Origin of the sequence: Pseudomonas paralactis, from assembly GCF_001439735.1 — a bacterium.
Taxonomy (GTDB): domain Bacteria; phylum Pseudomonadota; class Gammaproteobacteria; order Pseudomonadales; family Pseudomonadaceae; genus Aquipseudomonas; species Aquipseudomonas paralactis.
In genome coordinates this window covers 204906-219158 of record NZ_JYLN01000005.1, presented here as the reverse complement: position 1 = coordinate 219158, position 14253 = coordinate 204906, and the positions used below count along the sequence as shown (strand labels likewise).

Annotated in this window: 11 protein-coding genes; 1 reads left to right on the top strand and 10 read right to left on the bottom strand. The window is 62.8% G+C overall.

Translation table 11 applies throughout. The features are described 5' to 3' along the window. Positions 1-5: 5 nt before the first annotated feature. The 6 genes from pepN to TX23_RS15075 are packed head-to-tail and all read right to left on the bottom strand — an operon-like array spanning position 6 to position 6506. Complete coding sequence (gene pepN, locus TX23_RS15100) at positions 6-2663, bottom strand: aminopeptidase N (RefSeq protein WP_057702866.1); 2658 nt, start codon at positions 2661-2663, stop codon at positions 6-8. A gap of 13 nt (positions 2664-2676) precedes the next feature. Further along, positions 2677-3507 (bottom strand): DUF2797 domain-containing protein, encoded by an 831-nt coding sequence (locus TX23_RS15095; protein ID WP_003190752.1) that lies wholly within the window; start codon positions 3505-3507, stop codon positions 2677-2679. Continuing rightward, complete coding sequence (locus TX23_RS15090) at positions 3504-3764, bottom strand: YeaC family protein (protein WP_003190750.1); 261 nt, start codon at positions 3762-3764, stop codon at positions 3504-3506. The genes TX23_RS15095 and TX23_RS15090 overlap by 4 nt, the downstream gene beginning before the upstream one ends. Positions 3765-3778: 14 nt before the next feature. Continuing rightward, the gene (locus TX23_RS15085) at positions 3779-4648 is read right to left on the bottom strand and encodes a rhomboid family intramembrane serine protease (protein WP_057702865.1); all 870 of its coding nucleotides are present in this window, start codon (positions 4646-4648) and stop codon (positions 3779-3781) included. Continuing rightward, entirely contained in the window at positions 4645-5619 is a 975-nt protein-coding gene (locus TX23_RS15080) for a metallophosphoesterase (protein ID WP_407071384.1), read from the bottom strand. Before TX23_RS15080 ends, TX23_RS15085 begins: the two co-directional genes overlap by 4 nt. Beyond that, the gene (locus tag TX23_RS15075) at positions 5616-6506 is read right to left on the bottom strand and encodes an NAD(+) kinase (RefSeq protein ID WP_003217892.1); all 891 of its coding nucleotides are present in this window, start codon (positions 6504-6506) and stop codon (positions 5616-5618) included. The genes TX23_RS15080 and TX23_RS15075 overlap by 4 nt, the downstream gene beginning before the upstream one ends. 145 nt (positions 6507-6651) lie before the next feature. Between TX23_RS15075 and TX23_RS15070 the strand changes: the two genes are divergently transcribed. Next, entirely contained in the window at positions 6652-7599 is a 948-nt protein-coding gene (locus TX23_RS15070) for a DUF1853 family protein (protein ID WP_057702863.1), read from the top strand. 114 nt (positions 7600-7713) lie between these two features. Here the strand turns inward: TX23_RS15070 and TX23_RS15065 are convergent, their stop codons facing one another. The 4 genes from TX23_RS15065 to cobW are packed head-to-tail and all read right to left on the bottom strand — an operon-like array spanning position 7714 to position 14193. Continuing rightward, the gene (locus TX23_RS15065; protein WP_057702862.1) at positions 7714-8316 is read right to left on the bottom strand and encodes a vWA domain-containing protein; all 603 of its coding nucleotides are present in this window, start codon (positions 8314-8316) and stop codon (positions 7714-7716) included. Between the two features lie 53 nt (positions 8317-8369). Continuing rightward, a complete protein-coding gene (locus TX23_RS15060) occupies positions 8370-9368 on the bottom strand; it encodes an ATP-binding protein (RefSeq protein WP_057702861.1) in 999 nt (332 codons plus the stop codon). Then, positions 9368-13129, bottom strand: a complete 3762-nt coding sequence (cobN, locus tag TX23_RS15055; RefSeq protein WP_057702860.1) for a cobaltochelatase subunit CobN — start codon at positions 13127-13129, stop codon at positions 9368-9370. The genes TX23_RS15060 and cobN overlap by 1 nt, the downstream gene beginning before the upstream one ends. Positions 13130-13131: 2 nt before the next feature. Further along, positions 13132-14193: a cobalamin biosynthesis protein CobW gene (gene cobW, locus TX23_RS15050; RefSeq protein WP_057702859.1), complete on the bottom strand. Its 1062-nt coding sequence runs from the start codon at positions 14191-14193 to the stop codon at positions 13132-13134. Positions 14194-14253: the final 60 nt, after the last annotated feature.

Genomic DNA, 14253 nt, shown 5'->3' with positions numbered 1-14253 from the left:
AAGCCTTACGCCAGGCTCTTGCTGACCACTTCATAAACATCGCTGGACAGCTCACCACACGCCCGAATGCGCTCCAGCTCCGCCTTCATCAGTGCCTGACGCGCGCTGTCATACTTGCGCCAGCGCGTCAGCGGCGCCAATTGACGCGAAGCGATTTGCGGATTCAAGGTGTTGAGCTCGATCACCAAATCAGCCAGGAAGCGATAACCCGAGCCATCCGCCGCATGGAAGTTGACCAGGTTCTGGCCCGCAAATGCACCGATCAACGCGCGCACCTTGTTCGGGTTCTTGATGGTGAATGCCGGGTGTTGCATCAGCGCCTTGACCCGCGCCAGCCCGCCCGGCAACGTGCTGCCGGCCTGGACACTGAACCACTGGTCCATGACCAACGGGTTGTCCTTGAAGTTCTCGGCAAACACCGCCAGGGCCTGGGCTTTTTCCGCTTCGAACGGCGAGTTCACCAGCACTGCCAGGGCCGTCAGGCGTTCGGTCATGTTATCGCTGGTGTCGAACTGATCCAGGGTAGCCGCCAGCACTTCTGGCTTGCCGCTGAGCATCAGGTACGACAACGCAATGTTCTGCAGGGCGCGGCGGGCAAAGTGCTCGGCCTCTGCCACGTACGGCGTTTGCTTGGACAGCTCACGGTTGGCCTGGTAGCGCAGCCACAAGCCTTCGAACAGGTTTTCGGCCAACTGCTTGCGAGCATATTCACGGGCCGCGTGGATGGCATCCACATCCGCCACTTCGCTGATTTCCGTCAGGTAGGCTTCACTTGGCAGCGAGAGCATTTCCGCGACCATGGCCTGGTCGAGGCTTTCGTCGCTCAATACCGTGCGCAACGCGTCGATCAGGCGCTGATCCAGCTTCAGCGGTTGGCCTGCCTGATACTGACCGATCAGTTCCTGCAACACCTGCACCGACAACTGCTGGCCAGCATCCCAGCGATTGAAGCCGTCGCTGTCGTGCTGCATCAGGAACATCAGTTGGTCACGGGTGTACGCGAAGCTGAGTTTCACCGGCGCCGAGAATCCACGCAGCAGCGAAGGCAATGGTTTTTCAGCGACATCGACGAAGGTGAACGTCTGCTCGGCTTCAGTCACCGAGATCACTCGTGAGGTGCCCACAGCAGTAGCCTCACCGGCCAGGCGCAATGCGATAGCGGCGCCCTTCCCGTCCAGCAAGCCCAGCGACACCGGAATCACGAACGACAGTTTTTCGACCTTGTCCGGCGTTGGCGGGCAGCTCTGGCGGAAGGTCAGGCTGTAGGTCCCGGCCGCTGCATCGTAGGACTCGCTCACCGCCAGGCGCGGCGTACCCGCCTGGCTGTACCAACGCTTGAATTGGCTGAGGTCGGCGCCATTGGCGTCTTCCATGGCCTTGATGAAATCGTCGCAGGTCACGGCCTGGCCGTCATGGCGTTCAAAGTACAGGTCGCTGCCTTTGCGGAAGCCTTCGGCACCGAGCAAGGTGTGGATCATGCCGACTACTTCCGAACCCTTTTCGTACACGGTCAGGGTGTAGAAGTTGGAGATCTCGATAAAGCTGTCCGGGCGCACTGCGTGGGCCATGGGGCCGGCGTCCTCGGCGAACTGGTGCGTACGCAGGTACGCCACGTCCTGAATGCGCTTGACCGTGGCCGAGTTCATGTCGGCGGAGAAGCCCGAGTCACGGAACACGGTGAAGCCTTCCTTGAGCGACAGCTGGAACCAGTCGCGGCAGGTCACGCGGTTGCCCGACCAGTTGTGGAAGTATTCGTGGGCGACGATGGCTTCGACGCGCTGGTGGGCGGCATCGGTAGCGGTTTCGGCGCGAGCCAGCACGGCGCTGGAGTTGAAGATATTAAGGCCCTTGTTCTCCATGGCCCCCATGTTGAAGTCGTTGACCGCCACGATCATGAAAATGTCGAGGTCGTACTCGCGGCCGTAGGTTTCTTCATCCCAGCGCATGGATTTTTTCAGGCTGGTCATGGCGTGCTGGCACTTGTCGATGTTTTCCGGCTCGACGTAGATGCGCAACGCGACTTCGCGGTTGGTCATGGTGGTGAAGCTGTCTTCGACGCACCACAGGTCACCGGCCACCAGCGCAAACAAGTATGCAGGTTTCTTGAACGGGTCTTCCCAGGTCGCCCAGTGTCGGCCGTCTTCGCCAGGGCCGCTGGCAATCGGGTTGCCGTTGGACAGCAGCACCGGGTAGCTGTGCTGCTCGGCGATCACCGTGGTGGTGAACACGCTCATCACATCCGGGCGGTCGAGGTAGTAGGTGATCTTGCGAAAGCCCTCGGCCTCGCACTGGGTACAGAACATGCCGCTGGATTTGTACAAACCTTCCAGGGCAGTGTTGGTTTCCGGGTGGATCTTGACGGTGGTGTCGAGGGTGAAGGTCTCACTCTTTGGCTGCACGGTCAGGTGGCTGTCGGTCAACTGGTAGTCAGCGTCCGTCAACGGCTGGTCGGCCAGGTTGACACTCAACAGCTCAAGTTGCTGGCCATCGAGCACCAATGGCGGCAAACCGGCGCCGCGCTCGGGGTTGCGGCGCATCACCAGCTGCGCGTGGACCAGGCTGTGGTCCTCGAACAACTCGAAGGTCAGGTGCGTCTCGTCGATCAGGTAGTCCGGCGCCTGATAGTCCTTAAGGTAAATCATCTTCGGTTGTTCGGTGCGCATGCTTGGGATCCTTCTACTGATGCACGGCGAGCTGGTAGGCCGTGTATTTACGAATGTTGATAACGCCGGTATCGAAGATCAGGTATTGGCCTTTGATCCCCAGCAGCGTGCCTTCGGCAATCGGATTCTTGTCCAGGTTGAAGCTGACGATCTTGGTCGGATACTGCTCGACCGGGTAGCGGATTTCAATCGGCTCGATGTCGGCAATGGTTTGGATGGCTTGCAGGCCAAAGCGTTCCTGCAAACCCAGCAAGCCCTCGGCGCAAGAGGCAAATAGCTCATCACGCACCTGCTTGAGGTCCACCGATTGCGCGTCGCCCTTGAGCAAGGCACGCCAGTTGGTCTTGTCGGCCACCTGGCTGCGAAACAGATCTTCGACGAAGCCCGATTGCTGGCGCGTCGCCACGCGCATGATCGGCAGCGCCTGGCTGGCGCCCTGGTCCAGCCAACGGGTGGGCAACTGCGTAGCACGGGTAATGCCGACCTTGATCCCCGACGAGTTGGCCAGGTACACCACGTGGTCGGTCATGCAGAATGTCTCGCCCCAACCCGGATCGCGGCAGGTGCCGGCGTCGTAATGGCAACGCTCGGGGCTCATGATGCACAGGTCACACTGGGCCAGCTTGGTCATGCACGGGTAGCAATAGCCCTGGCTGAAGCTGGTCTTGGTCTTGCGCCCGCAATGGCTGCAATGAATAGCGCCCAGGTATTCCAGGCGTACATGGGTGCCGATCAGCGGGTTGACCGGCACCTCGGTGTCGCCAAGGCGAAAGGCGTATTGAACGGTCGGCTCACCGAGTTGCGCCGACATTTTGCTGACTGCACCGCGACCAATTTCAATCAATGGATCGCATCCGACTTGAACAGGATATTCGGTACTGGCGCGGATTTAGATGCGCACTCCTGCGGGCCCATATAGCCGGTACGCTGCTCCTCGGGCAGGTTCTGGATTTCCCAGGCGATCATCGCTTGCAGGGACAATTCGCGCTGCTCGGCGGTGAGCTTGCGACCATCGGACCATTTGCCGATTTCCACGGCGAGCTTGAGGCTCTCGTAGATATCGGGGGTAATGTTTTCGATCATTTCAGCAAAAGAGGACATTCGGCTCTTCCTTATCAAATAGACGATTTGCGACGGTTGTACAGCCCGCCGAGCAAACCGGTGAGGCAACCGATAACCAGGCCGCCGACATGGGCTGCGTTGGCGATTTGGCCGAAGCCGATCATCGAGACCAGCCCCGAAAGGCACAGCAGCAGCCACACCAGCATCATCACCAGCACCCCACGGGGCAGGCGATAGGCCGGGTTGGGCGACAACAGTTGAAAGATCCAGCAATGCCCGAGCAGGCCATACAGCACACCGGACAAGCCGCCAAACAGACCGGGGCCGCCATAAGCGTACTGCGCGTAGTTGGAGACCAGGCTGAACAACAGGGTCAGGCCCAGCAGGTTGATGCCGCCTTGGCGCGCTTCAATGCGCCGCCCCAGCTCCCAGTACCACATGCCGTTCATGGCCAGATGCAGGATGCCAAAGTGGATCAGCATCGGCGTCACCAGACGCCACCACTGCCCTGAAGCGAGCGTGTCGGCCAGCGGCGTGAACTGGATGTACTCGCCCAGCACCCGGAACGGCAAGAACGTCAGCCAGGCCATGGTTTGCAGGTTTTCGCCGAGCAACGTCACGGCAGCGACGATGAGGCTGGCCAGCAATACCAGCGCGGTGACCGGGCTATGGCGCACTTGCTGGACAAAGCCTGGCCGAGCAACCGGTGCCTGTTCGGGAATATCCAGTTGCTGGTCCGGGTCACCGGCGGGGAAGCGCTGATACAACACACGCACGTCGTCACTGATGGTCTCGGGCACCCACAGCACCTGTTCACCGGCCTCTTCACTGACGCGATGGGGCACTTGCATGCGTTGCAGCAATTTGACGAAACCACCCAGGTCAACGCTCAGGGGCAAGCGCAATACAGCTACGGTACTCATGGAATGGCCTCTGGTCGCTCAACGTCGACCCATACGAATTTACGCGGATCCAGTTGGGTTTCCTGGTCCAGTCGATACGCCACCAGCTTGCCGTACAACACTGCGCTGTAATCCAGGCAGGCCAGGTTCGGGCGGATCGGTGCCGGTTTACCACTGCGCCAGTAGTGGCCGACAAACAACAGCGGCTCGTCGACGCCGTAGCGCAGCAGGGAATTCTTCTCAGTGGACGATAACGGCGTACGCGCCACCGGCTCCGGCAAGGCGTCGGGCTGGAACACGATGTCACCGTAAGTCTTGGGGTCATCTTCCCAGAACTTGGTGCGGAAGAATGACCGCGTCAGGCCGTCGCCACCGGTCAGGGTGAGGCCGTCGGGCAAGCGCATATCGGTACCGCGCAACAGCCGATCAAAGGCATTGCAGGCGAAACTGCCCGGTACGGCGGCGGCTTGCAGGAAGTGTTGGTCAATGCAGCCATCCGGGAAGGTGGCGCGCAACGGCTGGATAAAGCCTTCATCCCAGCACGCGTGCACCACGCGAAAACGCCCGGCGTCGACAAACAGCGGCATGTCATAGAACCAGCCGAGGAAGTCGTGCCAATCGTTCGGGTGGTGCTCGAACTGGGTCAGGGTCTCGTGGATCAACCGCGCATGACGTGGGTTGTGCTCGCGCACAAACTGCCTGCCGCTGCCGGGGGGTGCCGGTGTGGTCCAGCCCAGCGCATTGAACTCATGGTTGCCCATGATGCACAGCGCCTGCCCGGCCACGGTCATGTCGTGGACGATATGCAGCGCCTCACGGATGCGTGGGCCACGGTCGATGATATCGCCCAGGAACACCGCCATGCGCGACGGATGGCGCCAGGTGCCGCCCTGCTTGTGGTAACCCAATTGGTCGAGCAAGTGCTCAAGGGTATGAGCGCAACCGTGCACGTCACCAATCAGGTCGTAGCTACGCGCGGGATCGAGCATCAGTCGCCTCCACCCCCCAAGCGGCTGCCCCAGCCCAACTTGGTACGGCACACTTCGTAGTAGTTGTGATCCAGTGGGTGGATCAAGCGCAACTTCTGTGCCTTCTTGCTCACGGTGATGGTGTCACCGGGGGCGCAAGTGAAATGGTTCTGCCCGTCGCAGGAGACTTGCGGGTAGATTTGCATGTCTTTGGACACCACGATTTTCAGCTCACTGTTGCCATCGACCACAATCGGCCGACTGGACAACATATGGGGATACATCGGCACGATCACAATGGCATCGAGCTTGGGATGCATGATCGGGCCTCCCGCCGACAGCGCATACGCGGTTGAGCCGGTAGGCGTGGCGACGATCAGGCCGTCAGCCTTCTGGCTGCACACGAACTGGCCGTCGATATACAGTTCGAACTCAATCATCCGCGTGGATTTGCCCGGGTGCAGCACCACATCGTTGAGGGCATCGCCCTGGCCGATCGCCTCGCCGTGGCGGCGCACTTCGGCCTGCAACAGGAAGCGGTTCTCCACCAGGTAATGGCCGTCGAGCACCTTGGCCACTTCGACTTCCAGCTCATCGGGGCGGATATCCGTCAGAAAGCCCAGGCTGCCACGGTTGATGCCCAGCACCGGCACGTTATGCCGAGCCAGCGCCCGGGCGGCGCCGAGCAGGCTGCCATCGCCGCCGACCACGATGACCATATCGCAGACCTCGCCGAGCATCTTGCGCGACGAGGTCTGCAGGCCGTGGCCCGGGAGGATTTCGGCGATGGTGTCTTCGAGGATCACATGCAGGTGGCGCTCGAGCAGAAACTTCTTCAGCCGGCGGACGGTGTCCAACACCTGGGTACTGCCCAGGCGACCGATAATGCCGATATTGCGAAATTGCTCCATGGGGCTCCTGCGGGATTTGGGGTGCGGCAAAAAAGAACGATTATGGGCGAAAGGCCGCCTCAGGCAAAATCCTTTGTCGCCGCGGGGCCTTGATGACAATGGTTCTCAGGCACCTTCACCCGGCTGAAAAGGCTATGCTCGGACCATGACTGTGTTCTCCGATTTGCACAACTTGCCCCGCCAATTGCGCCACCCCGAGGTGCGCGACCTGGCGTGGGTGATCCTTGCCCCGCCGATGCTGGCGCAAACGCCGTGGCCGCAGCGCCACCCGCTGGCCGGCAGTGACTGGGTGCAAGCGCCGCACCGGCTTGAGCAGTGGCTGCGCGGGCTCGATCAAGACAGCAGCGCCTTGCAGCAATGGCTGAGCCTGGCGCGCACACGGCGCCTGGGCCTTTATTACGAGCGCCTGTGGCAGTTTGCCGTGCAGCACGCGCCGGGTGTGGAATTGCTGGCCGCCAACCTGCCGATCCGCCGCGCCGGGCATACCTTGGGCGAACTGGACATGCTGCTGCGCGACCGCGATGGCGTGCACCACCTGGAACTGGCGATCAAACTCTATCTTGGCCCACAGGACGGCAATGGCCAGGACGCCGCGCAATGGCTGGGGCCTGGCTGTCATGACCGGCTGGATCGCAAGCTGGCGCATCTGGCCGAGCATCAGCTGCCGATTTCTGCACGGGCCGAGAGCCGCGACGCCCTGGCGGCGCTGGATATCCAGGCGTTCGATGCGCATTTGTGGCTGGGCGGGTATCTGCTCTATCCCTGGCCGGGCACGGCGCAAGCCCCGCTCGGCGTCCACCCGCAGCATCTGCGTGGATGCTGGTTGCATCAGCGCGACTGGCCGGACTTTGTCAGCACCCGCCCAGAGGGCCGCTGGCAACCCCTGCCCCGCCACTCCTGGTTGGCACCTGCGCATTACACGGCCGATGAAGTGTGGAGTGAGGTGCAGATGCAAGGTTGGCTGGCAGACCTGGACCCACTGGCCCCAGCGCAGTTGCTGGTGCGCATGGTGCCGAACGGTGAGGAGTGGGAAGAAGCGGAGCGGTTGTTTCTGGTGGCGGATCTTTGGCCGAATGTGCCGGGGACAGGCTGATAGGTGTGGGGGGGGGTTGAGGGCCTCATCGCAGGCAAGCCAGCTCCCACAGTTTGACCGCGCCGCCGATTCCATGTGGGAGCTGGCTTGCCTGCGATGGCGATAGCCCAGGTGCTACAGCTTATCGATGTGCTGATACTCCAACTGCAACCCCACCGCCAATTCCTCAGCCCGCCCCAACCTGATCGGCCCACGCTCGATGTCAATCAACATGCCTGGGCACTCCAATCGCGGCAGCGCGCCCATCGCCTTTAGCCGCCCATCGGTCACCACCAGTAACTTCTGTTGCTCGGCGGGATAGCGCTTGCGTCGCGCCGCCAACCAATGCCCCGCCTCGGTCAGCGCAGCCAGCAACGGCGTCCCGCCGCCCGCTCCCAAATGCTCCAACCAATCGGACAAGCCTTTCGCCGCCTTCAAACCTTGCACCTGCCACTTCGGCGATGCCCCGCTGGCCGTCAACAACGCCATGCGCGCCCGTTGGCGATAAGCATCGTCAAACAACTGGGCCAACAAACCCTTGGCATCGGTCAACGCCCGATGGCGCCGGGTGGACGCCGAGGCATCGACGATTACCAACCACAGTTCAGGCGCCGACCGGCTACGCAGGTGGAACAGCAGGTCCTCACGGCATTGCGGCCGCCCACCCAGCAACGTGCCCGGCCAATTGATCGCCCCGCGCTGTGCGCTGCGGGCCTTGCCCTGCCGGCCGGTGTTCAATCGCCCCGCCTGGGGCCGGGCATCCGTTCCCTCGTCAGGTCGGGGGCGGATGCCTAGGGCTTTTTTGGCCAGGTCGGCACATCGCGACGGGCGCCCGTGGGCAAGGCCGGTGCGGGCATATCACCCCATTGGCCTTGGCCGGGTGAGCTTTCAGACGGTTTCGACGACTGCCCTTGATTCGGCGGTGCGGCCGGGGGCGTTTGCTGCTGACGACGATGGCGCAAGGCAAACTCGGCCACCGCTTCAATATCTTCCTCGGCAATGGCCGACGCACCACGCCAGGCCGCATGGGCGCGGGCGCCACGCAGCCAGACCAGGTCGGCGCGCATACCGTCCACGCCTGCCTCAAAGCAGCGTTCGGTAATCTGCGCCAACGCGTGATCGTCCAGGTCGATGCTGTCGAGTCGCGCCCGCGCCTGCGTGCAGCGTTCGCGCAACTCGGCTTGCGGCGCGGCCCACTGCGCGCAGAAAGCCGCAGGGTCACTGTCGAAATCCAGGCGACGACGAATGATCTGCCCACGTTCGGTGGGCAAGGTCTGCCCGTTCAGCGCCACATTGAAACCAAAGCGGTCGAGCAATTGCGGGCGCAACTCGCCCTCCTCCGGGTTCATGGTGCCGATCAGCACAAAGCGCGCCGAATGCCGATGGGAAATGCCGTCGCGCTCGATCAGGTTGGTGCCGCTGGCGGCCACGTCCAGCAGCAGGTCCACCAAATGGTCGGCCAGCAAGTTGACTTCATCCACATACAGCACGCCGCCGTCAGCCTTGGCCAACACGCCGGGGGAAAATTGCGCACGGCCTTCGCCCAGCGCGGCATCCAGGTCCAGGGTGCCGACCAGGCGTTCCTCAGTCGCGCCCAGGGGCAGGGTCACGAACTGCCCGCTGGCGAGCAGGTCCGCCAGCCCACGGGCCAGGGTCGACTTGGCCATGCCCCGCGGGCCTTCGATCAGCACGCCGCCGATACGGGGGTCGATGGCGGTCAGGCACAGTGCCAGTTTCAGGTCGTCAGCTCCGACCACGGCAGACAACGGAAAATGGGGAATATCAGTCATCAGCTGTCTTCTTCTATATCCAGCAAGAGGTTTTCCAGTGCTTCGCGATACGCCCCCGGCGCCTGCCACATGCCTCGCTGCTGGGCTTCAAGCATACGTTCGGTCATGTCGCGCAGGGCATCGGGATTGTGCTGTTGCACAAAAGCCCGGGTGTCGGGGTCCAGCAGGTAGGCGTCTGCGAGCAGTGCATATTGATGATCATCGATCAGCGCGGTGGTGGCGTCGAAAGCGAACAGGTTGTCCACGGTCGCAGCCATTTCAAACGCGCCTTTGTAGCCGTGGCGTTTCACACCTTCGATCCACTTGGGGTTAGCGGCGCGGGCGCGGATCACCCGGTTCAGCTCTTCCTTCAAGGTACGGATTTTGGGCAGGTCCGGCTGGCTGTGGTCGCCATGGTAACTGGCGGCCTTGTCGCCGCTCAGGGTTTCTACGGCGGCGAGCATACCGCCCTGGAATTGGTAGTAGTCGTTGGAATCGAGCAAGTCATGCTCGCGGTTGTCCTGATTCTGCAACACCGCCTGCACCTGGCTCAGGCGCTGGGCAAACTGCTCGCGGGCGGCGGTGCCTTCGTCAGCGCCCCCGTAGGCATACCCGCCCCAGTTCAGGTAAACCTCGGCCAAATCCTCGCGGCTCTGCCACAAACGCCCGTCAACCGCGCCCTGCACACCGGCGCCATAAGCGCCCGGCTTGGCGCCGAAGATACGCCAGCCAGCCTGTTTGGCCGCGGCCTCTGCGTCCAGGCCCGACTCAAGCAACGCTTGGCGCTCACTGCGCACCTTGGCGGCCAGTGGGTTCATATCGTCCGGTTCGTCCAGCGCCGCCACCGCCTGCACCGCCGCATCGAACAGGCGGATCAGGTTTGCGAAGGCATCCCGGAAAAAGCCGGACACGCGCAGCGTCACGTCGACACGCGGGCGGTCCAGCAAGCTGATCGGCAGGATTTCAAAATCATCCACCCGCTGGCTGCCGGTGGCCCACACCGGGCGCACGCCCATCAACGCCATGGCCTGGGCGATATCGTCACCGCCGGTGCGCATGGTGGCCGTGCCCCATACCGAGAGGCCGAGTTGGCGCAAATGGTCGCCGTGATCCTGCAGGTGGCGCTCCAGAATCAAATTCGCCGACTGGAAACCGATGCGCCAGGCCGTGGTGGTTGGCAGGTTACGCACGTCCACGGTGAAGAAGTTACGCCCGGTCGGCAGCACATCCAGGCGCCCGCGACTGGGCGCACCGCTGGGCCCTGCCGGGACGAAGCGCCCACTCAAGGCATCCAGCAGGCCACGCATTTCTGCCGGGCCACAGGCGTCCAGGCGTGGCGCCACCACGATGCGCAGGCTTTCGATGACCGACTTGACGTCTTCCCAGCCAGGCTCTTCCAACTGCTCGATGGGGCCCTCCAGTGCCTGCTCGATCAACCGCGCCGCATAGAGCTCCAGGCGTTCACGGGTATCGCCGGCGGTGCGCCACAGCTGCCCGTCAATTTTTTGCAGCACCAACGGGCGCCGTCCGGTCCACGGCTCGGCCAAGGCGCAATCGAGCGGATCAAAACCCAGTTCGAACGCCTTGGCCAACACCCGCAACAGGCTCGATTGCGGGCCACGTCCATCGCCACGGGGAATGCGCAACAGGGCCAGCAAGGTGTCGATGCGCAAACGGCCTTCGGGCGACTCGCCAAAAATATGCAGACCGTCGCGAATCTGCGACTCCTTCAAGTCACACAGATAGGTATCCAGGCGCGGCAACCACACCGCCGCATCCGCATCACCGCTCAGTTCAAGCTCCTGGTCGATACGGGTTTCACGCACCAGCTTGAGAATGTCTTTTTGCAGCTCAAGGGCGCGGCGCGGGTCGAGTAACTGCGCCTCGTAGTACTCGTCGGCCAACAGTTCCAGATCACGCAAGGGGCCGTAAGTCTCGGCCCGGGTCAGGGGCGGCATCAGATGGTCGATGATGACTGCCTGGGTGCGTCGCTTGGCCTGGGCGCCCTCGCCCGGGTCGTTAACGATAAACGGATAGATATTGGGCAGCGGCCCGAGCAACGCATCCGGCCAGCAGTTTTCCGACAGGCCTACGCCTTTGCCCGGCAACCACTCCAGGTTGCCGTGCTTGCCCACGTGGATCACGCCGTGGGCGGCATAGGTGTGGCGCAGCCAGAAGTAAAACGCCAGGTAGCCGTGGGGCGGCACCAGGTCCGGGTCGTGGTACACCGCGCTGGCGTCCACCTGGTAACCCCGCGCCGGCTGGATGCCGACGAACGTCAGCCCCAGGCGCAGGCCGGCGATCATCAGGCGGCCATCGCGAAACATCGGATCGTTTTGCGGCGCGCCCCAGCGTTCCAGCACGGCCTGGCGATTGGCCGCTGGCAGGCGCTCGAACATCGCCAGGTACTCATCCAGACCCAGGCTTTGATGACACGGGCGCAGGTCGAGGCTGTCGAGGTCGTTAGTGACGCCGCCGAGCAGTTCATGGATCAGCGCGGTGCCGCTGTCGGGAAGCACATCCGCCACCGGATAACCTTCGGCTTGCAAGGCGCGCAAGATATTCAGCGCCGCCGCCGGGGTGTCCAGGCCCACGCCATTACCGATGCGACCATCGCGGGTCGGGTAGTTGGCGAGGATCAACGCGATACGTTTTTGCGCATTCGGCACACGGGCCAATTCAACCCAGCGCCGCGCCAACTGTGCAACAAAGTCCATGCGTTCGGGGGCTGCGCGATAGCACACCACGTCCGACTGGCTGCGCTCGCTGCGCCAGGCCAGGTCCTTGAAGCTGATCGGCCGGCTGATGATGCGCCCGTCCAGTTCGGGCAAGGCGATATGCATCGCCAGGTCGCGTGGGCCGAGCCCCTGCTCGCTGGCCTGCCAGCCAGGCTGGTTGTCCTGGGCGCAAATGGCCTGGATCACCGGGATATTGCGCCGGAATGGGCGCAGGTGCGGTGCTTCGGGACTCGATTGGGCAAAGCCGGTGGTGTTCAGGATCACCGCCGCCTGTACTTCATCGAGCCAGTCTTCAACCACTGCCAGGCAACCAGGCTCCTTCAGGCTGGCCACCGCGATAGGCAGGGGGTTAAGGCCCGCGACCTGCAAACGCTGGCAGAACACGTCGATGAAACCGGTGTTGGCGGCCTGCAAATGGGAGCGGTAAAACAGCACCGCTGCCACCGGCCATTGCGCATTCCACTGCGCCCGCCAATCATCAAGATCGGCATTGGCAGTTTGCGGATGATAGATCGCGGTACGCGGCAACGCCTGCGGCTCGTTCCAAGGGTAATCGCGCCCCAGATAATCACTGGCCAGGCAGCGATAAAAATCCAGGGCATTACCCAGCCCGCCCTGGCGCAGGAAATGCCAAAGGCGGTCGCGCTGCTCGGCGCCAACCGTGCTCAAGCCACTGAGCTCTGGGTCTGGGCGATCATCCCCCGGCATCAGGATCAGCGTGACGCCGCGTTCGGCCAGCTCCACCAGGCGCTCGATACCGTAGCGCCAATAGCCAATGCCACCGTGCAGGGAAATCAGGATGACCTTGGCGTGACGCAATACCTCATCGACGTAAAGGTCGACCGAGGCATGGTTTTGTACCTGCATCGGGTTGGCCAGGCGCAGGCTGGGGTAATCCTCGGGCAACTGGTGGGCGGCTTCGGCCAGCAGCGCCAGGCTGGAATCGCCGCTGCACAGGATCACCAGCTCGGCGGGGGTTTGGCCAAGGTCAGCGATATTGTCGTCCGCGACGAAACCACCGGGCTGGGTCCTGAGCAGGTGCATGGTTAAACGCTGAGGGCAGCGCGCAATTGCGCTTCAAGGCCGGCGGCGTCCAGCTCTTGGCCGATCAGCACCAGGCGCGTGGTGCGCGCTTCATCGGCGCCCCAGGCGCGGTCGAAGTGCTTGTCAAAGCGTGTGCCCACACCCTGGATCAGCAGGCGCATCGGCTTGTTTGGGATAGCTGCAAAGCCTTTCACACGCAAAATGCCGTGCTGCACCACCAATTGGGTCAGGGCGTCGAGCAACAGGGCTTCGTCGGCTTGCGGCAAGTCGATGGAGATGGAGTCGAACGCGTCGTGGTCGTGGTCGTCTTCGCCTTCATGGTGCTGATCGTGATGGCTGTGGCGAGCGTCGATATGCTCTTCGGAGCTGGCGCCGAGGCCGATCAACACGTCCAGCGGCAGGCGGCCGCTGCTGGCTTCGATGACCTTCACCGCCGGCGGCAGTTCTTCGGCCACTTCCAGGCGCACACGGGCCAGGTCTTCGGCGCTGATCAGGTCGGCTTTGTTGAGGATCACCAGGTCAGCGCTGGCCAGTTGGTCGGCGAACAGTTCGTGCAACGGCGACTCGTGGTCCAGGTTGGGGTCAAGTTTGCGCTGGGCGTCGACCTGATCCGGGAAGGCGGCAAAGGTACCGGCGGCCACGGCCGGGCTGTCGACTACGGTGATCACCGCGTCAACGGTGCAGGCGCTGCGGATTTCCGGCCACTGGAAGGCTTGCACCAACGGCTTGGGCAGGGCCAGGCCCGAGGTTTCAATGAGGATATGGTCCAGGTCACCGCGACGGGCGACCAGTTCGCGCATCACCGGGAAGAACTCTTCCTGCACCGTGCAGCACAGGCAGCCGTTGGCCAGTTCGTACACGCGGCCGTTGGCTTCTTCCTCGGTGCAACCGATAGAGCACTGCTTGAGGATCTCGCCGTCAATGCCCAGCTCGCCAAATTCATTGACGATCACGGCAATGCGACGGCCCTGGGCGTTGTCGAGCATATGGCGCAGCAACGTAGTCTTGCCCGAGCCGAGGAAGCCGGTAACGATGGTGACGGGAAGTTTGGCCAGTGTTTTCATCGGATGCCCTTTGGGGCGGGCATACGGGACGACAGGCCCTGCGGCGGCGCGCAGCAGCGG